16 protein-coding genes and 1 pseudogene are annotated in these 22,143 nt (G+C 35.1%); 13 read left to right on the top strand and 4 right to left on the bottom strand.

Features of this window, described 5'->3' with window-relative positions; all coding sequences use genetic code 11:
* The first annotated feature begins 98 nt into the window (after positions 1-98).
* From pheS to rpsI, 6 genes are all read left to right on the top strand, one after another.
* Positions 99-1,145, top strand: a complete 1,047-nt coding sequence (gene pheS / locus STYK_RS08765; RefSeq protein WP_031237702.1) for a phenylalanine--tRNA ligase subunit alpha — start codon at positions 99-101, stop codon at positions 1,143-1,145.
* A gap of 120 nt (positions 1,146-1,265) precedes the next feature.
* The gene (gene pheT, locus STYK_RS08760) at positions 1,266-3,671 is read left to right on the top strand and encodes a phenylalanine--tRNA ligase subunit beta (protein ID WP_261804910.1); all 2,406 of its coding nucleotides are present in this window, start codon (positions 1,266-1,268) and stop codon (positions 3,669-3,671) included.
* Between the two features lie 234 nt (positions 3,672-3,905).
* The gene (locus STYK_RS08755) at positions 3,906-4,799 is read left to right on the top strand and encodes an ABC transporter ATP-binding protein (RefSeq protein ID WP_261804909.1); all 894 of its coding nucleotides are present in this window, start codon (positions 3,906-3,908) and stop codon (positions 4,797-4,799) included.
* The gene (locus STYK_RS08750) at positions 4,796-5,995 is read left to right on the top strand and encodes an ABC transporter permease (RefSeq protein ID WP_261804908.1); all 1,200 of its coding nucleotides are present in this window, start codon (positions 4,796-4,798) and stop codon (positions 5,993-5,995) included. The genes STYK_RS08755 and STYK_RS08750 overlap by 4 nt, the downstream gene beginning before the upstream one ends.
* 215 nt (positions 5,996-6,210) lie before the next feature.
* A complete protein-coding gene (gene rplM / locus STYK_RS08745) occupies positions 6,211-6,657 on the top strand; it encodes a 50S ribosomal protein L13 (protein WP_001044624.1) in 447 nt (148 codons plus the stop codon).
* A gap of 18 nt (positions 6,658-6,675) precedes the next feature.
* Positions 6,676-7,068, top strand: coding sequence for a 30S ribosomal protein S9 (gene rpsI / locus STYK_RS08740; RefSeq protein WP_000075964.1), 393 nt, complete (start codon positions 6,676-6,678; stop codon positions 7,066-7,068).
* Positions 7,069-7,174: 106 nt separating this feature from the next.
* On the opposite strand, the pseudogene STYK_RS08735 reads toward rpsI, so the two are convergent.
* Positions 7,175-7,447 (bottom strand): annotated as a pseudogene (locus tag STYK_RS08735) (tyrosine-type recombinase/integrase); the annotation flags it as partial.
* A gap of 221 nt (positions 7,448-7,668) precedes the next feature.
* Here STYK_RS08735 and STYK_RS08730 point away from each other — a divergent pair.
* A complete protein-coding gene (locus tag STYK_RS08730) occupies positions 7,669-8,784 on the top strand; it encodes a hypothetical protein (RefSeq protein ID WP_261020276.1) in 1,116 nt (371 codons plus the stop codon).
* 82 nt (positions 8,785-8,866) lie between these two features.
* Complete coding sequence (locus STYK_RS08725) at positions 8,867-10,309, top strand: HEPN domain-containing protein (protein WP_261020277.1); 1,443 nt, start codon at positions 8,867-8,869, stop codon at positions 10,307-10,309.
* A 349-nt stretch (positions 10,310-10,658) separates the two neighbouring features.
* On the opposite strand, the gene STYK_RS08720 is transcribed toward STYK_RS08725, so the two are convergent.
* The 3 genes from STYK_RS08720 to STYK_RS08710 all read right to left on the bottom strand — a co-directional run bounded on the left by STYK_RS08720 (position 10,659) and on the right by STYK_RS08710 (position 15,452).
* Complete coding sequence (locus STYK_RS08720; RefSeq protein WP_001106639.1) at positions 10,659-11,867, bottom strand: ATP-binding protein; 1,209 nt, start codon at positions 11,865-11,867, stop codon at positions 10,659-10,661.
* Between the two features lie 395 nt (positions 11,868-12,262).
* Positions 12,263-13,801: a response regulator transcription factor gene (locus tag STYK_RS08715; protein ID WP_261804907.1), complete on the bottom strand. Its 1,539-nt coding sequence runs from the start codon at positions 13,799-13,801 to the stop codon at positions 12,263-12,265.
* Positions 13,782-15,452, bottom strand: a complete 1,671-nt coding sequence (locus tag STYK_RS08710; RefSeq protein ID WP_033685538.1) for a sensor histidine kinase — start codon at positions 15,450-15,452, stop codon at positions 13,782-13,784. Before STYK_RS08710 ends, STYK_RS08715 begins: the two co-directional genes overlap by 20 nt.
* Before the next feature lie 202 nt (positions 15,453-15,654).
* Here STYK_RS08710 and STYK_RS08705 point away from each other — a divergent pair, with 202 nt between their 5' ends.
* The 5 genes from STYK_RS08705 to STYK_RS08685 all read left to right on the top strand — a co-directional run bounded on the left by STYK_RS08705 (position 15,655) and on the right by STYK_RS08685 (position 22,120).
* Positions 15,655-16,572 (top strand): ABC transporter permease, encoded by a 918-nt coding sequence (locus tag STYK_RS08705; protein ID WP_033685537.1) that lies wholly within the window; start codon positions 15,655-15,657, stop codon positions 16,570-16,572.
* A 17-nt stretch (positions 16,573-16,589) separates the two neighbouring features.
* Positions 16,590-17,486, top strand: a complete 897-nt coding sequence (locus STYK_RS08700) for a carbohydrate ABC transporter permease (protein ID WP_261804906.1) — start codon at positions 16,590-16,592, stop codon at positions 17,484-17,486.
* A gap of 9 nt (positions 17,487-17,495) precedes the next feature.
* On the top strand, positions 17,496-19,061 hold the full coding sequence (locus tag STYK_RS08695) for a type 2 periplasmic-binding domain-containing protein (protein ID WP_261804905.1): 1,566 nt from the start codon (positions 17,496-17,498) through the stop codon (positions 19,059-19,061).
* A 204-nt stretch (positions 19,062-19,265) separates the two neighbouring features.
* Entirely contained in the window at positions 19,266-19,910 is a 645-nt protein-coding gene (locus STYK_RS08690) for a YesL family protein (protein ID WP_261804904.1), read from the top strand.
* Positions 19,907-22,120, top strand: a complete 2,214-nt coding sequence (locus STYK_RS08685; protein ID WP_261804903.1) for a glycoside hydrolase family 31 protein — start codon at positions 19,907-19,909, stop codon at positions 22,118-22,120. Before STYK_RS08690 ends, STYK_RS08685 begins: the two co-directional genes overlap by 4 nt.
* Positions 22,121-22,143 lie beyond the last annotated feature (23 nt).

The following is a 22,143-nucleotide window of genomic DNA, read 5'->3' as shown; positions in this document are numbered from 1 at the left end:
TTGTCAGATAAAAACGGATGGTACCGCGTGTCAACGCTCCGAGTGGAGTTTTTGGCATGTGGTTTTCTTTTTATCTACGAGAGACTGATGGAGGAATTATGTCAACTATTGAAGAACAATTAAAAGCGCTTCGTGAAGAAACGCTGGCTAGCTTGAAGCAGATTACTGCTGAAAATAAAAAAGAGATGCAAGATTTGCGTGTTTCTGTCCTTGGGAAAAAGGGTTCACTTACTGAAATCCTCAAAGGGATGAAAGATGTCTCTGCTGAGATGCGTCCGATTATCGGGAAACACGTCAATGAAGCTCGTGATGTCTTGACAGCAGCCTTTGAAGAAACAGCTAAACTATTGGAAGAAAAGAAAGTCGCAGCTCAACTGGCTAGCGAGAGTATCGATGTGACACTTCCAGGTCGCCCTGTTGCGACGGGTCACCGCCACGTTTTGACACAAACCAGTGAAGAAATCGAAGATATTTTCATTGGTATGGGTTACCAAGTCGTGGATGGTTTTGAAGTGGAGCAAGACTACTATAACTTTGAACGTATGAACCTTCCGAAAGATCATCCAGCCCGCGATATGCAGGACACATTCTATATCACTGAAGAAATCTTGCTCCGTACTCATACATCTCCTGTGCAGGCGCGTGCTATGGATGCTCATGATTTCTCTAAAGGCCCTTTGAAAATGATCTCACCAGGGCGTGTCTTCCGTCGTGACACAGACGATGCGACCCACAGTCACCAATTCCACCAAATCGAAGGTTTGGTTGTTGGGAAGAACATTTCTATGGCAGACCTTCAAGGAACCCTTCAGTTGATTGTGCAAAAAATGTTTGGCGAAGAGCGTCAAATTCGTTTGCGCCCCTCTTACTTCCCATTCACAGAACCATCTGTTGAGGTGGATGTTTCGTGCTTCAAATGTGGTGGTGAAGGATGTAACGTATGTAAGAAAACTGGTTGGATTGAAATCATGGGTGCTGGTATGGTTCACCCACGTGTTCTCGAAATGAGTGGAATTGATGCAACGGTCTACTCTGGATTTGCCTTTGGTCTTGGACAAGAACGTGTAGCTATGCTTCGTTACGGAATCAACGATATCCGTGGATTCTACCAAGGAGATGTCCGCTTCTCAGAACAGTTTAAATAAGATTGAAACCTGAAACACAGTCCTAGTCAGCTACTCTTGACGAGAAATGGTGAGGACTGACTCGAAGAAAAAGAAAGGAATTGAAAAGGTCTTACTTGGTGGGATCTTACAATCAGAATTATGCTTGTATCTTATAAATGGTTAAAAGAATTGGTGGACATTGATGTGCCATCACAAGAGTTGGCTGAAAAAATGTCAACTACAGGGATCGAGGTAGAAAGTGTGGAATCACCGGCTGCTGGTCTCTCAAAAATTGTCGTCGGTGAGGTCTTGTCTTGCGAAGATGTGCCAGAAACTCACCTCCATGTTTGTCAGGTTAACGTTGGCGAAGAAGAAGCCCGTCAAATCGTCTGTGGTGCACCGAATGTGCGTGCTGGTATCAAGGTTATGGTGGCTCTTCCAGGAGCTCGCATCGCTGACAATTACAAGATCAAAAAAGGGAAAATCCGCGGTCTTGAGTCACTTGGGATGATTTGTTCCCTTGGTGAATTGGGAATTTCTGACTCAGTTGTGCCTAAGGAATTCGCAGATGGCATCCAAATCTTGCCAGAAAATGCCGTTCCTGGGGATGAAGTCTTCTCATATCTAGACTTGGATGATGAAATCATCGAACTGTCTATCACACCAAACCGTGCAGATGCCCTTTCTATGCGTGGAGTGGCTCACGAAGTGGCAGCTATCTATGACAAGGCGGTCAACTTTAAAGAATTCAGTTTAACAGAAACAAATGGAAGTGCAGCAGATGCCCTTTCTGTAGGCATTGAAACAGACAAGGCGCCTTACTATGCAACCCGCATTTTGGACAATGTGACTATCGCACCAAGTCCACAATGGTTGCAAAACCTTCTCATGAACGAAGGCATTCGTCCAATCAACAACGTTGTGGATGTGACCAACTATATCTTGCTCTACTTTGGTCAACCGATGCATGCCTTTGACTTGGATACCTTTGAAGGAAATGACATCCGTGTGCGTGAAGCACGTGCTGGTGAAAAATTGGTGACCTTGGACGGTGAAGAACGTGAGTTGGACGTGAATGACTTAGTCATCACTGTGGCTGACAAGCCAGTGGCTCTTGCAGGTGTTATGGGTGGTCAAGTAACAGAAATCTCTGAAAAATCTAGTCGTGTTGTCCTTGAAGCGGCTGTTTTCAATGGCAAATCTATCCGCAAGACTAGTGGTCGCCTCAACCTTCGTTCTGAGTCATCTTCTCGCTTTGAAAAAGGGATCAATGTGGCAACTGTTAACGAAGCTCTTGATGCGGCAGCTAGCATGATTGCAGAGCTTGCAGGTGCGACTGTGCGTAAGGGTATCGTTTCAGCGGGTGAACTTGATACCTCTGATGTGGAAGTTTCTTCAACTCTTGCTGATGTTAATCGTGTCCTCGGAACTGAACTTTCTTATGCTGATGTAGAAGACGTCTTCCGTCGTCTTGGCTTTGGTCTTTCTGGCAATGCAGATAGCTTTACAGTCAGCGTCCCACGTCGTCGTTGGGATATCACTATCGAGGCAGACCTCTTTGAAGAAATCGCTCGTATCTATGGTTATGACCGCTTGCCAACCAGCCTTCCAAAAGACGATGGTACAGCTGGTGAATTGACTGCGACACAAAAACTCCGCCGTCAAGTTCGTACCATTGCTGAAGGAGCAGGTTTGACAGAAATTATCACCTACGCTCTAACAACTCCTGAAAAAGCAGTCGAGTTTACAGCTCAACCAAGTAACCTTACTGAACTTATGTGGCCAATGACAGTGGACCGTTCTGTCCTCCGTCAAAATATGATTTCAGGTATCCTTGATACTGTTGCCTACAATGTGGCTCGTAAGAATAAAAACTTGGCCCTTTACGAGATTGGAAAAGTCTTTGAACAAACAGGCAATCCAAAAGAAGAACTTCCAAATGAGATCAACAGCTTTGCCTTTGCCTTAACAGGATTGGTTGCTGAAAAAGATTTCCAAACAGCAGCAGTTCCAGTTGATTTCTTCTATGCTAAGGGAATCCTAGAAGCGCTCTTTACTCGCTTGGGGCTTGCAGTGACCTATACAGCAACAGCTGAGATTGCAAGCCTCCACCCAGGACGTACAGCCGTGATTTCACTCGGTGACCAAGTTCTTGGTTTCCTTGGGCAAGTGCATCCAGTCACTGCTAAGGCTTACGATATTCCAGAAACGTATGTAGCTGAGCTTGACCTTTCAGCCATCGAAGCTGCCCTTCAACCTGTTGCTCCATTTGTGGAAATCACCAAATTCCCAGCAGTCAGCCGTGATGTTGCTCTTCTCCTCAAGGCAGAAGTGACTCATCAAGAAGTTGTGGACGCTATCCAAGATGCCGGTGTGAAACGTTTGACAGATATCAAACTCTTTGACGTCTTCTCAGGCGAAAAATTGGGACTTGGTATGAAGTCAATGGCTTATAGCTTGACCTTCCAAAATCCAGAAGATAGCTTGACTGACGAAGAAGTCGCACGCTACATGGAAAAAATCCAAGCATCGCTTGAAGAAAAAGTCAATGCAGAAGTGCGTTAACTTATCAATCCATCCTTCGGGGTGGATTTTTGCTTTTCAAATAACAATTCAGGATCAAAAATAGACAGTTGAGGAACAGTGAAGATAAATTGGAGTTTACCAGTGTATAATGTACTCATAACTCAAAGTACCCTAAGATTTTTTACTAAAATGAGGATGATAAAATGGACAGAAATCATTGTAAAGGCTATCAAAAAGGAGTATAATGAGTGCAAGACATTTCGGAGGTGAAAGATGCTAGAGGTAAGAAGTCTAGAGAAAAGTTTTGGATCCAAGCAAGTTTTGTTTGGTATTGACTTTCAAGCGCGACCAGGTCGTATTTTGGGATTAGTCGGGAAAAACGGTGCTGGGAAGACAACAATTTTCCACAGTATTTTGAAGTTTTTAGAATATCAAGGAGAAATTAGTCTAGATGGTCAGAATATTCGTCAGGAAACCTACGCTCGGATTGGCTATCTGCCTGAAGAACGCAGTCTTATGCCTAAATTGACTGTCCTTGAACAAGTTCGTTACTTGGCGACTCTAAAAGGTATGGATGCCAAGGAAATCAAGGAAAAACTCCCTCAATGGATGAAGAAGTTGGAAGTGAAAGGGAAACTGACTGATAAGATCAAGAGTCTGTCAAAAGGGAATCAGCAGAAGATTCAGCTCATTATTACTCTGATTCATGAGCCAGACTTGATTATCTTGGATGAGCCTTTCAGTGGATTGGACCCAGTCAATACTGAATTGCTAAAGCAAGTCATTTTTCAGGAAAAAGAGCGCGGAGCAACCATTATCTTTTCTGACCATGTCATGACCAACGTCGAGGAGCTTTGTGACGATATTCTCATGATCCGAGATGGCCGTGTAGTCTTGCATGGGCCAGTCCAGGATGTCCGTAATCAATACGGGAAAACGCGTCTCTTTGTTTCAAGTGAACGAAGCAAGGAAGAATTGGAAAATCTTCCTCATGTCAAACAGGTGAGCTTGACCAAGCAAGGCAGTTGGAAATTGATCTTGGAGGATGAGAGCGCTGGAAGGGAACTTTTCCCAATCTTGACTCAAGGTCAATATATCGCAACTTTTGACCAGCAAGCGCCAACAATCGATGAAATCTTTAAACTAGAATCAGGGGTGGAAGTATGAGAAATATGTGGGTTGTAATCAAGGAAACCTATCTTCGACATGTCAAATCGTGGAGTTTCTTCTTTATGGTGATTTCGCCGTTCCTCTTTTTAGGAATCTCTGTAGGAATTGCCTATCTCCAAGGCTCTTCAATGGCTAAAAATGATAAAGTGGCAGTAGTGACAACAGTGCCATCTGTGGAAGATGGGCTTAAGGGTACCAATGGTATCAACTTTGATTATCAGGATGAAGCAAGTGCTCAAGCTGCTATCAAGGATGAAAAATTAAAAGGCTATCTGACCATTGACCAAGAGGATAGTGTCTTGAAGGCAGTTTATCACGGTGAAACTTCCCTTGAGATTGCTATTAAGCTAGGAGTAACGAGCAAGTTAAATGAGCTTCAAGATCAACTCAATCGTTCGGCAGCCAATTTGTCACAAGAACAGGAAAAACGCTTGGAACAAACAGTTAACTTTACGGAGAAAATTGATGAATCCAAGGAAAATAAAAAAATGATTCAAACCTTTGCGGCCGCAGGGCTTGGTTTCTTCCTTTATATGATTTTGATTACCTATGCTAGTGTCACTGCTCAGGAAGTGGCTAGCGAGAAAGGAACCAAAATTATGGAGGTGGTCTTCTCTAGTATCCGAGCTAGTCATTATTTCTACGCTCGCATGCTGGCTCTGCTTCTTGTGATTTTGACCCATATTGGCATTTACGTCGTGGGTGGACTTGCTGCCATTCTTCTCTTTAAAGACCTACCAATCTTGGCACAATCTGGTATTTTAAACCATATAGGAGAGGCTTTCTCGCTCAACACCTTATTGTTTGTCTTGGTTAGCCTCTTTATGTACGTTGTTTTAGCAGCCTTCCTAGGTTCTATGGTTTCTCGTCCTGAGGATTCAGGAAAAGCCTTGTCGCCTTTGATGATTTTGATTATAGGTGGTTTTTTTGGAGTGACAGCTCTAGGTGCAGCTGGTGACAATCTCATCTTGAAGATTGGTTCATATATTCCCTTTATTTCGTCCTTCTTCATGCCATTTAGAGCCATTAATGGCTATGCAAATGGGTTAGAAGCTTGGATTTCGCTTGCGATTACGATTGCTTTTGCAGTAACTGCAACAGTCTTTATCGGACGTATGTATGCTAGTCTCGTTCTGCAAACAGATGATTTAGGTCCTTGGAAAACCTTTAGACGTGCCTTATCTTATAAATAGAAGAGCCTCGCGAAAGCGAGGTTTTTTAGAGATAAAAAGAGTGGAATTTAGAAAAATATTTTTCATATCTATTGACTTTTAGGGGTGAAATTTGGTATGATAGTAGGCGGTATTGTTTACCCCATTTGAAAGGCCCCGGAACCTTCCAAATACTTTTCGATGGGAAGGAACACCCATCACCGTAAACAAAAATCGAACTATATATAGGAGAAATCATGAACAAAACAACATTTATGGCTAAACCAGGCCAAGTTGAACGTAAATGGTACGTAGTTGACGCAACTGATGTACCACTTGGACGTCTTTCTGCAGTAGTTGCTAGCGTACTTCGCGGAAAAAACAAACCAACATTTACACCACACACTGATACAGGTGACTTTGTGATTGTTATCAATGCTGAAAAAGTTAAATTGACTGGTAAAAAAGCAACTGATAAAATCTACTACACTCACTCAAACCACCCAGGTGGATTGAAACAAATCTCTGCAGGTGAACTTCGTTCTAAAAATGCAGTACGTTTGATCGAGAAATCAGTTAAAGGTATGCTTCCACACAATACTCTTGGACGCGCTCAAGGTATGAAGTTGAAAGTATTTGTTGGAGCTGAGCACACTCACGCTGCACAACAACCAGAAGTTCTTGATATTTCAGGACTTATCTAAGGAAAGGAACAATAAAGTATGTCACAAGCACAATATGCAGGTACTGGACGTCGTAAAAACGCTGTTGCACGCGTTCGCCTTGTTCCAGGAACTGGTAAAATCACTGTTAACAAAAAAGATGTTGAAGAGTACATCCCACACGCTGACCTTCGTCTTGTTATCAACCAACCATTCGCAGTTACTTCAACTGCAGGTTCATACGACGTTTTCGTTAACGTTGTAGGTGGTGGATACGCTGGTCAATCAGGAGCTATCCGTCACGGTATCGCTCGTGCCCTTCTTCAAGTAGACCCAGACTTCCGCGATTCATTGAAACGCGCAGGACTTCTTACACGTGACTCACGTAAAGTTGAACGTAAGAAACCAGGTCTTAAGAAAGCTCGTAAAGCTTCACAATTCTCAAAACGTTAATCAATACGATACTATCAACGTTTCAAAGCACTCAAGAGTTTACCTCATGGGTGCTTTTTTTATGTTTTTTGAAAAAGTTCACCTCAAAGTTTACCTTATTTTCACCTTATTGTTTTAGAGACCTTAAGGCAAATTCACCGACTGCCATAGGGACTACATTAGAAGTATTGACATAAATCTGTGTTGTACCTGTGTCGCTATGTGTTAGAGCTTCGGAAATGGCTTCTAAGCTCATTCCAGCCTGTTTAGCGAGCGTTGCTCCCGTATGACGTAGTTTATGTGGTGTAGCGTGTGTAAGCTCTGGGTGTCGCTTTCTGATAGTTTTCATCTTATTATTGAGATAGTCAGAGTGTAAAGGCTTGTTGATGTTTCCTTTTGCTATAACGACACTATAATATGACTGGGAGCTGGCAAAGTCAGTTGCTTTAAAGCGTTAATTGATACGATTATATCAATATTTCAAAGCTATTTGCAAAGTGCTTTTCTAGGTTTACACTTAAAATAATTGTTAAGTTATATAGGAACCTTCTAGATAAAGACTGAGTACTTTTAGAGTATAATATAGTTATGTAGAGTTAAAAAGAATTGAGGAAAGTAATATTGGCTAAATCTCACATCTCAGAATTATTACCAACTAAGTATAGAAAACGTCATCAATTAATGCTATATTTGTACGATATACTAGTTGATATTTTGGTTAAAGCTGATAAATATCAATTATCCAGTCTATCTTTTAGATTTACTAATGAGATAAATGATGAAATTGACTTGTTTGATGAACTAGATAGACAAAAAGATTTAGATATTTCTGAATATGTATATATACCTCACATCTTTTTTTCAATTTTACGTGATTTAAATTACTATCTATTTGAATCTCTGAGTTGTATAGAGAGGGGAAAAGTTACTGTTGCATTTTCTCTTGCTAGGAAACCTTTTCAAGATAATTTATTTTATTTAAGTTGGATATTGGTTCAACCACATGATTTCTTAGAAAAAATACAATATGGAGAGCTTAGGGAATATGACGTAAGTGATTTGAAGGGTAAAAAAGAATTTGTTATTGACCTACTTTTAAAAGCAAAAGAATCGATTCAGTATGAAAATGGTTTTTTGGATTTTAGTAGAGAATTACTTGATCCTGAATTACTATATGACATTATATATAATCGAAAGGCAGAAAATAGTTTAACAAGTGTATTTGATCAATCTATTCATTTGGTGACAAAGAATAAAAATTATCCTACGGAAAAGCGAAATCTTAATTTTATATTTTCTGATGATAAGATTTGGGATGATTTTTGGCATTTGTTCTATGAGAAAACACCCTACATTCTAATTTATTTAGTAGAAGTAGCTATTGCTATATTTGAGAAATATTTTGATATTGATTTAGAAATAGTTACCCTTAACCGGTATATTAGAAATTTCAAGATAATTTTAGCTTTATCTGGAGAAGAAAATAAAGAATTAGAAAGTATTTTTGATTTCATATTTAATGGTGATAATCTTAGCATGACATGTGAAGAATGCGGGAGGATATATAAGTTCAATATCAATTTAGTGAGGGAAATAAAAGAAGATTATCTATATACTTGTCAGAATTGTGGTTTTGTAGAGAGACTAGGGCAATATTTTGTGAGTGATGAATTACTGAGTAATAAAAGAAATATTCTGATTGATAACTCGAATGATGAGAATTGGAAGCTGGTCTAATACAATTAAAAGGTAGTACCGACATAAAAATCATAGTTTAGAAAGTTGTGAAGATTTTTGAAAAGCAATCAGAATGGATAATATGAAATTTAAAGATTACACTTGGAATAAAGAGTTTGAAATAAAAGGGTATTTTTCAGAACGTTCCGACGATATAGTTAGTAAGGATAACTTGAGCGGTATTTTACATTATTCTCCTAGTGAAATTGTATTAGAATTATTTGGTGGATTTGAAGAGGAATCAGGCATTTCATTCGGTTTTGGTAAGTGTTTGGAAAAGATATATGGTTTCTCCAGTAATGGTAATATTTTAATTTTAAATACTTATGGTGAACCAATGGTACATTCCTCATCTCCTGGATTTCCGATAACTAGATATAGAGTAAAAAATTTTAAAATTTACAGTGTATTTTATAATGAGCTTGGAAATTTTGATTATAGTTCTGAGGCCTTTAAAGATTTAATTAATGAATTAGATTCTGAAAAAATCAAGGAATATAATTTTAGCTTTGAACATATTGAGGAATGGATTGAAAAATCATTGGTAACTGTTAAATATAGAGACAATCAAACTATTTTTGAAAGTGCAGTAAGTGAATATCAACCAACAAAAGTGTTAATAAGATCACTAGGAATGAACTTTGAAGATGTGGCAATACTCCATTCTTCATATACAACTACGTCATTTACCAGTGATTATTTTATTAAACTTATTTCAGCTGATTTAAATATAAGATATTTTGATGAATTTTATCAAGCTTCACATAAGTTTAAGGAATTTATTGAGATTTTATCAAATATACCATTGTCTTTTACTAGTATTGAATTTCTTGTTCTTTATAAAATGATAGATGGTAAGCGTATGCCACTTATAAAAGGCAAATTCTTTGTTCAGCATTCTAGAAAATCCCAAAAATGGAAATCGTATTCTCAGCAAGATATTTCTTTGAGGGCATTAGAAGATAGTTTTGAACATATTTTAAATCATTGGTTTGATAAATCTGAGGAACTTGAATTTATAGTGAGACAATTTTCAAAAAATCTTCATGGTGATTTATATTTGGAAGATCAGTTGGTTGATGCTATTAGGAATTTGGAAGTTTACTCTAGAAATTTTAAGAATTTTAAAAATCCGAAATGTTTATCTGATGTTGAAGAAAAAGCTAGACAATCTTTGTTTGACTTTATAAACACACATCTTTTAGAAGAGGTAAGAAGAAAATTTAGAAATAAATTGAAATTTAATCAAAAAGAGCCTAACCTTGCCGAACGTTTAAAAAATTTATTCGATTCAATTGATGAGCTTAATCTGTCTAAAATTTTTTCGAATAGTGAGAGAGAATTACTAATAATAAAATTAATTCAAACACGAAATTACTATACTCATGGTGATTCGAAAGATAACTATCCAGAAATGATAACAGATATCAGGGAGATGTATGAAACAAAATTGCTTCTTCAAGAAGTGCTGAGATATTATATTTATCAAGAATTGGATATGAAATATAAATATAAAAAATTCTAAACCTCAAGCCATTAGCTCAATGATTTAGGATGTTTTCATGGAAATTGGAACAATTGACACAGTTGTTGCGACTTTAGTCGCTTACAAATGTGGCTGCAACCTGACAAGGTCAGTTGCCTCAAAACGTTAATCAATACGATTATATCAACGTTTACAGACATTCAAGAATTTTCTCTTGGATGTCTTTTTTTGTCTAAAAATCAAGAGTTTCCACCATTGATTTTTAGTCTAATATTAGTTTCTACTGAATAATCTTTTTAGGTCATAATAAAACACTCCTGTTTATAGTTTCACTAAATGTCAACAGGAGCATTATTCTTTTGTCTCAATTTATGTGTTCAGTGCCTATCTACTTTTCTAGTAACCAATCTATGATATTTTTCTTCTCAATACCATTGTAATTGGCTGTTGGCTGAATCGTATCCATTGTTAATAGATATTTTGGGAATTGATCTTTAATGGCTTCTAGTGGTCTAAGTTCTCTTTCTAGTGTTTCTGGAGCAAGTGTTGTTTCACTGACTTGATAATAAGTGTAGTGACCAAGATCAGTTACAACAACAAAATCAACCTCATATTTATCTAAATTACCAACATATACTTGTGAATATCTACGTCTCAATTCTAAATATACCATATTTTCCAAGATATGCCCAATGTCTTCTTTGTGGTCTGGTAATAAGAGATGTCGTAAACCTAAATCAACGGGATAATATTTTTCTAAGCGTTGCAATAATGCTCTACCTTTTACATCAAAACGTGGAACGGAATAAAAAAGCAAACTATCTGTCAAAGTCGTCAAATAATTTTCCAAAGTATTATGGGAGATTGAAACGTTTTGGCTGACCAGGGTATTGCGAATCTTATTTGTTGATATTAAGCTACCTGTACTACTGAGAAGGGTTCGGACAATGCGTTCAATAATAGTAGGATTTGGATTTCCTAATCTAGTTACAATATCATTTAACAGTATTGAGTTATATATTCCTCTTAGATAATCAATTTTTTCAGCGTAAGATGATGTTTGCAATAAGTAAGGGAAAGCACTAAAGAGATAATTGTTAAAAATTTCTGTTGTATTCAGATTTTCTGTGAGAGATTGACCTGATAGATATTCTTCAAATGACAAAGGAAGAACCTCTATCTCAACATACCGACCAGTCAAGTTTGTTGCTAATTGGCTGCTCATAAAGTAGGCGTTTGATCCAGTCAAATAGAGGTCAACATTTGGTAGGATGAATAGACTATCTGCTACCAGTTCAAATTTCTCAACATGTTGAATTTCATCTAAAAAGATATAGTATGTTTTCTCGCTAACTAATTGATCTTTTATATAAGCGTATAATGTTTGAAAATGTCGGAGGTCATAGTAACTCAGATCCTCAAAATTGATGGATATGATTTGATCCTCGTCTACCCCAGTTGCTAGTAACTCCTCTTTATAGAGTTGAAAGAGAACAGATTTACCAGCTCGTCTAACTCCACTCACAACTTTGATGATTTGTCGGTCACGATGTCTTCTTAAAAAATCTAAATAATGTGGTCTTTTAATATAGTTCATAATAGATACCTCAAAGATAGTATAATACAAATAGACATTATTTTCAAATATTTAGAAATAAATTGGAATTTATTTTATTATTTCTAAACATTTAAAAATAATCTTTTTCTATAATCAAAAAATAGTCCATTTTGGTATGGCATGATAGTAAATCTTGTGAGGTTTTGTAGCAAGTATTCAAATAAAAAGCGCATACTATCAGGAATAAAAAACTTGATAGTATACGTTTTATCCTAGAAATATTTGCTGGCTGTTTTTCTCAAACTGACTTTTTAAGAAGTTACCTTATCAGCAATTTCAAATAAGTTTATGGAGCTATCTTTGGAAAAACTGTAGAATTTCAAAAATTACTACAGACCTTGAATTTTACTTATCATTTCAATGATTTAGATTGCTTACATTTTGTTTTGATAAGTTTTACGGTAATCTCCAGGAGAAAGTCCAGTCCTTTGTTTAAAAATTTTAGTAAAGTAAGAATAATTATCATACCCTACTTGACAAGATACTTGTGATATCGAGATATTTGTTTGAGATAGGAGAGATTTAGCAGCATTAATGCGCTTATCCGTTATATATTTAACAAGAGTTTCTCCAGTTTCTTTTTTAAAAATTCTAGCTAAATGATCTGCACTGAGATAAACAACATCTGCTAAGATAGAACGATTTATATCTTCATAGTAGTGATGATCTATGTATTCGACGATGCGTTGAATACTATTTTTTTGGTTTTCAATGTTTGTTGCAAATTTCTTAGCATGTGACCAGTAATAATCAAAGTAATCTTGAAATGATTCAATTGAATGAAAACGTCGTTGGAATAGGAAATCATGAGTGCTATTTTGGAATAATTTATGTGCTGAAATTCCATTTTGATCTAGATATATCCCTATTTGTTGAATCCAATCTAGTAAAATTTGTTGTAGTGTGAAAGTAGGAATTTGAGAATTATAGGCAAGTGAATTAATTTTTTCTCTTAATTCGTATTCACTTAAGGTGTCTAAAAAAGTAATTGAAAGAGTTTCTGTTTTAAAGGAAGTTGGGAAACTATGTGGAACACATGTAATAGTATTCCAATAAGAAACATATTGTTCATTATAAGTGTAGAGTTCTTTGGTATGAAATAAAATATCGGATATTTTATGGCAACTCTTATATATAATGTTTGAGTATTTACTAAAGTTATTGGAAATTTGAGAATGAATTTCATATGCCAGTTTGTCACTACGTTTGGAAGAGTCTACTCTAAAGAGACAAACATATTGATCGACCTGGCTTTCCATTTTGAATAGACTTATCAGATTATAAGAAGGTTGTGAAATTATTTGAAGTTCTCTTTTTAGTTGAGAAGTCCATGATGGAGTTTCTACAGAATAATCTTCTTCATTAAGATTAATGGTTAAAACTGCGAGGAAAAAATACTGGTGTTGTTTAAGAATAAAATCTTGTTTGCTCGCTATGTTTTCTAGTTCATCAATGCGAGAAATTTGAGGTTTTCTAAGGTAATCATACCAGAAATTATCTTCTATTTGTAAAAGTGAATCATTTTTTCCATTTAAGTTATGATTCTCAATTTTACTAATGGCTTTTTGAATAATAAATTCTAATTTTTCAAAGTTAATGGGTTTTAGATAGTATTCAAAGCTTTGCAATTCAATTGCTTTTTGAGCATAGTTGAAGTCGGCGTAATTAGTTAAAAAAATTGTTTTTATATCATATTTTTCATTTCTAATCCAAGATAAGAGTTCGAGGCCGCTGCCTTGAGGCATTTCTATATCGCTTATCATGAGATCAATAGGATGCTCTCTAATAATATTTTGAGCTTGAGTGAGGCTATAGGCAACATAAACAATGTCAATGTGTAGTTTAGCCCAATTTATTTTCTCTCGTAAAGCTTCAATGATAAAACGATCGTCATCAACTAATAAGATGTTCATTATAACCTCCGTCTATAATCTTGTATGGAATGAGTAAAAGAATTTTAGCTCCACCTTCTTCATTATTTTTAAATGTAATAGTATAGTCGTTGGGATAGAGAAGATTTAAACGTTCGATGGTGTTTGTGATCCCGATATGATGTCCATCTTCTGTTATTAGAGACTGTTTCTGATTTAGTTTTGATAAAATTTCTTCAGAGAAACCTGGACCATTATCCTCGATACAAATCTGAATATAATCTGAGTTCTCAGTTTTTACTTTTTTTATCGATAGCAAAATTGTAAATAAATCCTGAAATGAAAAACCGTGTTTGATTGTGTTTTCAATAAATGTTTGTAACAGTAACGATGGAACAAGAGTATTTTGTAGGTCATCATTGTAGTCTAGTGAAAAGTAGATGCTATTTCCATATCGAATTCGTTGTATTTCTAAATAATCTCTAATATGCTGAACTTCATCTTTAAGTTCTGAAAAATCTTGATTAGCCATAAATAAATGACGGAGATAATTTGAAGTTAGGATAGTTAACTCTTCAATTTCCTTATAGTTTTTTGTTTGAAGCATACTATGAATCATTGATAACATATTTAAGTAGAAATGCGGACGAATTTGGTTCTTAAGATAATTAAGTTCTATCTTCTTAAGTTCTAGTTGTGAATGGTATTCCCGTATTTTTAATTCTTGCATGTCAAATATTACTTTATTAAGTTTATCATTTGCCTTATCAATTTCTAGTATACCTTCAGATATAAAAAATTCAGAAGGGGGGATGGAGTCCCCAAGTTGAGAGAGTCGTTCAGTGAGTCTTGTTATTGGTTTAATCATCCACTGACGAATATACAGGATAATGATGATTGATAAAATGGTGATAATGATAGGAACGGCTGATAAAAATACTTCTAAGAGTGTGATATTTCTAAAGACTTCGGCATAATCGACTAAAACATAAATATCGAAAGGTAAATGCGTTTTTTCATTTTGAGCATGAATCAGGTAGTTTTCGGAGGGTATATTGTTAGGCTCTTTTAGGGAAAGTTTACCATTATTTCCAATATTGAGTTTTCTTAGAGGTTTTAGGATATCTTCTGAAGATATGACGGCATAAATGATTTTTCCTTCGTAATGAACAGATTTAACTAAGTATTCGCTGTTTTTAGTAGTTACATTTTTCCATTTACGGTCACTTATATCACTACGCAATGATTTTAGATTTGATTTTAACAGTAGATAATCTTCATATGGAATATAAAGATTGGAGACATTTATAAAATGATCAGTACTATCGGTTTCTAATAAGAATGTCATATGAGTTTCATTTTGATATTCAAACTCTGTAAAGCTAGTTTGAACTTTTTTAAGAGTTTCTTGATACTCAAGAAACGTTTGTACATGATTTAAGTTCTCTAAAGATTCATTATGCGTTATTGTTGAGTACATAAAGCGTTCTACAGAATGCAATTTCTCATTAACAGAATCAGCATAAATTTCAATTGAACTACGTAGGTGTACTATATTTTGGTTTTTAATAAAATTTCTGGTTATGTTACTCATAGCAATATTGATTAAAATATTTATCAATAGTAGTACAAGTAGGAGTTTAAAGAAAAAATGAATGGAATGTTTTTTTGATAAGTCGTGATTTAATTTCATATACTATTCTCCTCTTAAAATTATAGCACTTTGAAAATACGATATCATGTAACAAAACAGATATGTTTTATCAAGATGTCGGAAAAGTAATAGTTTTTAAAATTAAAAAACTGAAAAATTGATAAACCTAGTCCAAAAAGTTCTATTAAGGGAATTCTATATGGTGTAAAATAATCGTAGAAAATCAGATGGGAGGAAAAACATGAAAGTAGCATCTCAACTTCATAAAATAAAATTAAAGCATAGTATTCCGTTATATATATTACTTTTTCCTTCAATAATGCTATTAATTTTATTTTCCTATATTCCCATGTTGGGACTAATTATTGCATTTAAAGACTATTCACCAGCCAATGGTATCTTTGCTAGTCAGTGGGTAGGATTTAAGTACTTTACTCAATTTTTCTCATCATTCCAATTCGGGACAACTATGTTCAATACATTAAAAATTTCACTTTATAGTATTGTAGTAGGATTCCCCTTGCCTATTATACTAGCTATAATTAGCAATCAGTTAAGAGTTGGGAAATTTAGAAAAATATTTCAAGTGACAACTTACTTACCTCATTTTATCTCTACAATGGTTATGTGTGGGATGATCATCTTATTTTTATCTCCTACCAGTGGTTTGTTAGCGAATGTATTTAAGTCTGTTGGAATCACTATTCCAGATTTTTTATCAAAACCTAGTAATTTTGCAGGTGTTTATGTTTGGAGTGATGTATGGCAACATATTGGTTGGGATAGTATTATTTATCTAGCAGCGCTTTCTGCAATTGATCCTACATATTATGAGGCTGCAACTATGGATGGTGCCTCTAGATTACAAAAAATTAGGCATATAGAATTACCATTACTTTTGCCGACTGCTATGATCTTATTAATATTAAGAGCAGGTAGTTTATTAAGTGTAGGGTTTGAGAAAGTGTTACTATTACAGAATCCTCTTAATTTAGCAGGAAGTGAGATAATTTCGACCTATGTTTATAAAGTTGGTATGGTGAACTTTCAGTATAGTTATTCGACAGCTATTGGGTTATTTAACACCGTAGTCAATCTAATAATTTTGTTATCTGTCAACTGGTTCTCGAAAAGATATACTAGAACGGGTCTTTTTTAAAGGAAGGAGTGCTTCAAGTGAGATGGTTTCATAAATCAAGAAAAACAAACTCTGAATTATTATTTGATATAGTTACCTATGGTTTAGCAATTTTCCTTATCCTGTTAATTGTTTATCCGTTATGGTTTGTAGTGATTGCATCTTTTAGTAATCCTTCAGATGTTGCAAATGGAAAGGTATGGTTTATTCCTAGAGAATGGAAATTAGATGGATATTTACGTCTTATTCAACAACCTTTATTCTTACGTAGCTATCTAAATACCATTTTATATACTGTTGTTGGTACCTTAGTTGCTTTAGTAGTCAATATTCCAGCTGGTTATGCTTTATCTAGAAAAGAATTAGTTGGTAGAAAATGGATGAGTATTCTATACATAATCCCTATGTTCGTATCAGGTGGCTTGATTCCTACCTACTTAACAGTAAAGAATGTTGGCCTAATTGATACATTTTGGGTAATGGTAATACCTTTTGCGGTTTCATCATACAATATTATTGTTGCTAGAACTTTCTTTAATAATAGTATTCCAGACGGGATGTGGGAGGCTGCGCAAATTGATGGATGTGGTACAATTCGTTATTTTATTAAGATAGTCGTTCCTTTATCAAAAGCTATTATAGCAGTTATTGGACTTTGGACTGCAGTTGGTATTTGGAATTCGTGGTTTAATGCTTTAATTTATTTAACGAATGAAAATTTACAGCCATTGCAATTAATTTTACGACGTTTACTAATTAGTAATCAAATGTTACAATCGCAAGCAACAGGAGAAGTGGCATCAGATCTTCGTATCAAAGCTGATATGATGAAATATGCAGCAATTGTTATTTCAACCGCTCCGATAATGTTGCTATATCCCTTTGTTCAAAAACATTTTAATCAAGGCGTAATGATTGGCGCCTTGAAAGAATAGGAGAAAAACATGAAAAATAAATCATTTACATATTTGTTCTTAGGAACAGTTACACTTGCTGGCTTAACAGCCTGTGCAAATTCCAATAATGCGAATAAGGACGATAAGTCTGGAGAAGATTCTTATAAAATCACAACTGTTCGTTGGTCTGACTGGGGAGAAGATTATCATAAAGGTTTTCTAACAGATTCTGCCAAGGAAGCAGGTATTGATGTTAAATGGGATACACTTGTAGCTGCAGATTGGGCAGATAAGAAATCTGTGTTGGTTGCTAGTGGAGATTTACCAGATGCATTTTTAGGTTCAAATGCTTTTACAGATTCAGAAATTGCTCAGAACCAATCTCTATTTATTCCATTGGAAGATTTAATCAAGGAAAATATGCCCAATTTAACTAAGGCTATGGAGAAAGAACCTAAGATTAAAGCTATGATTACTTCACCAGATGGCCATATCTATAGCCTGCCTAAAAAATTACCGATGCGTCCTACAGTAGCTAATCAGCTATTTATTAATAAAAAGTGGCTAGATAATTTAGGATTAAAGGTTCCAGAAACTTATGATGATTTAGTAAAAGTATTACAAGAATTTAAGGATAAAGATGCGAACGGAAATGGAGACACTTCTGATGAAATTCCATTCGGAGCAGGAAATTTTGATCCAACATTCTCATATATTCTTCCGTTCAATAATCGTTTAGGGGCAGATAATACATATGAAATGTCTGTAAAAGATGGAAAACCAGTCTACCTTCGTACAGAAGAAAGTTATAAACAAGGGATTGCAGCAATGCACGAATCTTATAAAAAAGGTTTGATTGATCCGGAAATCTTTACAGAAGATACCTCTATGAGTGTAGCAAAACGTATGGATAAGGGAGTATCTAGAGTAGGTGTTTCTAGTGGTTGGACAGCAGATGCAACGTTTGGATTACATTCAAGTGAATATATTGCTCTACCTGCTTTAAAAGGTATGGATGGAAAACAATATGTCTTTTCTGATCCAGATCATTACAACTACGGTCGCAATGAAATTTTGATTACAAATAAGAGCAAAAACCCTGCTAAATTATTGAAATGGTTGGATAAATTATATACAGATGAAGCAAGTATTCAGAATTTCTATGGATCATTTGGAATAGCTACTGAAAAGAATGGTGATAAGTTTAAAGTGTTACCTCCTAAAGATGGTAAATCAGCTGATGAATGGGCATGGATTAATTCACTTCGAGATTTTGGTCCTAAATACGTAAGCGATGATATCAATAGTCGCGTAGAAATCGATCAAACACAAGGTGATGGATTGAAATTGAAGATGGACCAAGATTTGAAACAATTTGCGTTGCCAGCTTACCCTAATGTGATTTATTCACAAGAAGAGCTTAACAAATTATCATCAATCTATGTTAGCATTGAATCTTATGTCAAACAACAAGCATCTAAATGGGTAGTTGAAGGTGGCATAGAAAAAGAATGGGACTCATACAAAGAAACTCTTAAGAATATGGGATTGGACGAATTTATGAAGATTCAACAGGAAGCATATAATCGTTACCAAAAAGAAGTAAAAGAGTAATACTTTATATGAACTCTTGGTTGTATGAACAAGGGACTAGCTAATTACAGGAAGCGAGACTGATGACATCAGATTATCTCGCTTCCTTTATTCTAATTTTTAAAGAAATTTGGAAATGTTTTTTAAATAATTTAGGTAATATTTTTGTACAACTGACATTCTAAAATATAGAGTTAAGACGATTGATTTTATGGAGAATATATTATGCAAAAATTATTTTCATTAGATGGAAAAGTGGTTAGAATTTTAACTTTTTTGACAGATTTAATTATTTTAAATACTCTATTTATTGTTAGTTGTATTCCAATAGTTACAATTGGGGCATCACTAACTTCTCTTACGACAATGTGGTATCGTATTTTAAAAGGTAAAGATACCGATATTGCTTATCATTATTTTCGGATCTTTAGACAAAATTTTAAACAATCAACTTTTATTTGGTTGTTTATCCTCCTAATAGAATTACTTTTATATGTGAACTATTGTCTTTGGGGCTATTCAAGTTTACTTTCAGAGTATAGTTTATTGTTAGTGTTGCCCTTTTTATTTGTTATAATACTTTTTATGAGTGTTGTTTTTCCCTATATTGGTCTATTTAAAGATAATCTAAAAAATAGTATTGTAAATAGCGTATTAATTTGTATTTTAAATCCAATACAAGCTATCATGTTGGTTTTATTTAATATTTCTATACTGTATATGAGTTTTAGTAGTCCAGAACGAGTTTTAACAGCTATTTACGTATTTACATTTGGGGGATTTGCTTTTTGCGGATTGATGAATGTAACGATAACAAATAAAATGTTTGATAAGGTAAAGAAATTTACTAAAAGGAGGACAACAAATTGAAAATTTTTAAGGGAGAGTTTTATCGAATCTCTGTATTAACAGACAAGTTAGTAAGGTTAGAATACTCTCAAACTGGAAGTTTTGAGGATAGAACGACACAACTTATCTATAATAGAGATTTTGGCCAAGTTTCGTTAGATTGTATCGAGACATCAAACGTACTAGATATTATGACGGACTATTTTCATCTGCACTTTAATAAAGGAGAATTTAACCCCGAAAATTTATTTATAGAATTAAAAGGAAATTTTGCCGTATATGGTAGTCGCTGGTATTTTGGTGAATCTATTGAAACGTTAAAAGGAACAGCTCGGACTCTGGATAAGGCAGATGGAGCAATCTCGTTAGAAGATGGAATTATTAGCCGAAATGGTATAGCCTTATTGGATGATTCTCAAGGATTTATTTGGGATGAACAGTCTGGTTATATTGAGAGAGAAAATCAAATTGACCTCTATTTCTTTGCCTATGGGCATGATTATAGAGGAGCAATCAGAGACTTTTACCATTTGACTGGTTCAACACCCTTGTTGCCACGATATGCTTTAGGCAATTGGTGGAGTAGATATTGGCCTTATACGTCGGATGAATACTTGGATTTAATAGACAGATTTAAAACAGAGAAAATTCCATTATCTATCGGTGTGTTAGATATGGATTGGCATATAACTGACATTCCAGCCCGTTTTGGAAGTGGCTGGACAGGATATAGTTGGAATAAAAACTTAATACCTAATCCAGAACAGTTATTGCAACAACTTCATGATAGAAAGTTAAAACTCTCCTTAAATGTCCATCCTGCTGATGGTATACGGGCTTATGAAGAAGCTTATCCTCGAGTCGCCAAACGATTGGGGTTAAATGTAGAACTAGAAGAACCTGCTATTTTTGATTTTTTTAATCCTTCTTTTAGGGAAGCTTACTTTAAAGATGTTCATTATGAGCTAGAAAAGCAGGGAGTAGATTTTTGGTGGATTGACTGGCAACAAGGGACACAAGGCATGTTGGATCCACTATGGCTTTTAAACCATTATCATTATCAGGATAGTTGTAAAAATGCAGAAGGTGGTTTGATTTTATCAAGATATGCAGGGCCGGGTAGTCACCGCTACCCTGTTGGTTTTTCAGGAGATACTATTATTAGTTGGAATTCCTTAAGATTTCAACCTTATTTTACAGCGACAGCATCTAATATCGGTTATAGTTGGTGGAGTCATGATATCGGTGGACACATGCTAGGGGATTATGACGAAGAGCTACAAACCAGATGGCTACAGTTTGGCGTTTTTAGTCCGATTACTCGCTTACATAGTTCTAGAAGTCCCTTTAATAGTAAAGAACCTTGGTTTTTTTCAGAAACAACATCTAAGATTATGAAGAAATACCTTCGTTTGAGACATCAGATGATTCCCTATCTATATACTATGAATGTAAAGACACACGAGGAAGGTGCCCCATTAATCAGCCCAATGTATTATTTCTACCCAGAGAATGATGAGAGCTATAATGTTCCAAATCAATACTTTTTTGGAACAGAACTGATGGTGGCTCCCATTGTAGAAAAGATGGATTTGGCATTCCAATCTGCAAAAGTGGATGTATGGTTCCCTGAAGGTGAATGGTATGACTTCTTTTCAGAGAAAAAGTACACAGGTGGTGTGAAGTTAAGTGTTTATAGAGACATTTCGACGATACCTGTGTTTGCAAAAAGTGGTGCAATCATTCCTTTGGTTGGTTCCGAGATAGATATGGGTGTTGATTTACCTGAAATTGTAGATTGGTATGTATTCCCAGGCAAACAACATTCTTTTGAAATGATTGAAGATCAAAATGGTCAAAGATATAAAACAAGATTATCAATCAACTGGGAAATGGGGATGGTAGAGTTAACATTACAAGGAGATTCTAGTATCGTTCCAAGTAATAGAAGGCATAGAATTCATTTTAAAGGAACGAATGTGTCTATGATTGAATTGCCAAATAAGAATGATACAGCTAGATTTGAATGTAAAGATAATAAAAGGCTATCCCTAAATGATGAAGTTTTTAGACTACTAAAGACGGCTTCTCTTCCATATGAATTAAAAGATAGATTGTTAAATCAATTCATCAATGCCAAAAATTCTCATGAGTTAATGAATATCTTGCATCATCAGGATAAGGAATTGAGAGGGCGTTTGTTGGAAATGATATTTACTAATGAAAACTAATTGAGACATTTCGTACACAATTT

The organism is Streptococcus toyakuensis (assembly GCF_024346585.1).
Lineage (GTDB): Bacteria > Bacillota > Bacilli > Lactobacillales > Streptococcaceae > Streptococcus > Streptococcus toyakuensis.
This window is presented reverse-complemented; position numbering and strand designations above follow the sequence as displayed.

Coding starts and splice junctions, on each gene's coding strand:
- pheS (WP_031237702.1), top strand. CDS start 99: ATGTCAACTATTGAAGAACAATTAAAAGCGCTTCGTGAAGAAACGCTG.
- pheT (WP_261804910.1), top strand. CDS start 1,266: ATGCTTGTATCTTATAAATGGTTAAAAGAATTGGTGGACATTGATGTG.
- STYK_RS08755 (WP_261804909.1), top strand. CDS start 3,906: ATGCTAGAGGTAAGAAGTCTAGAGAAAAGTTTTGGATCCAAGCAAGTT.
- STYK_RS08750 (WP_261804908.1), top strand. CDS start 4,796: ATGAGAAATATGTGGGTTGTAATCAAGGAAACCTATCTTCGACATGTC.
- rplM (WP_001044624.1), top strand. CDS start 6,211: ATGAACAAAACAACATTTATGGCTAAACCAGGCCAAGTTGAACGTAAA.
- rpsI (WP_000075964.1), top strand. CDS start 6,676: ATGTCACAAGCACAATATGCAGGTACTGGACGTCGTAAAAACGCTGTT.
- STYK_RS08725 (WP_261020277.1), top strand. CDS start 8,867: ATGAAATTTAAAGATTACACTTGGAATAAAGAGTTTGAAATAAAAGGG.
- STYK_RS08720 (WP_001106639.1), bottom strand. CDS start 11,867: ATGAACTATATTAAAAGACCACATTATTTAGATTTTTTAAGAAGACAT.
- STYK_RS08715 (WP_261804907.1), bottom strand. CDS start 13,801: ATGAACATCTTATTAGTTGATGACGATCGTTTTATCATTGAAGCTTTA.
- STYK_RS08710 (WP_033685538.1), bottom strand. CDS start 15,452: ATGAAATTAAATCACGACTTATCAAAAAAACATTCCATTCATTTTTTC.
- STYK_RS08705 (WP_033685537.1), top strand. CDS start 15,655: ATGAAAGTAGCATCTCAACTTCATAAAATAAAATTAAAGCATAGTATT.
- STYK_RS08695 (WP_261804905.1), top strand. CDS start 17,496: ATGAAAAATAAATCATTTACATATTTGTTCTTAGGAACAGTTACACTT.
- STYK_RS08690 (WP_261804904.1), top strand. CDS start 19,266: ATGCAAAAATTATTTTCATTAGATGGAAAAGTGGTTAGAATTTTAACT.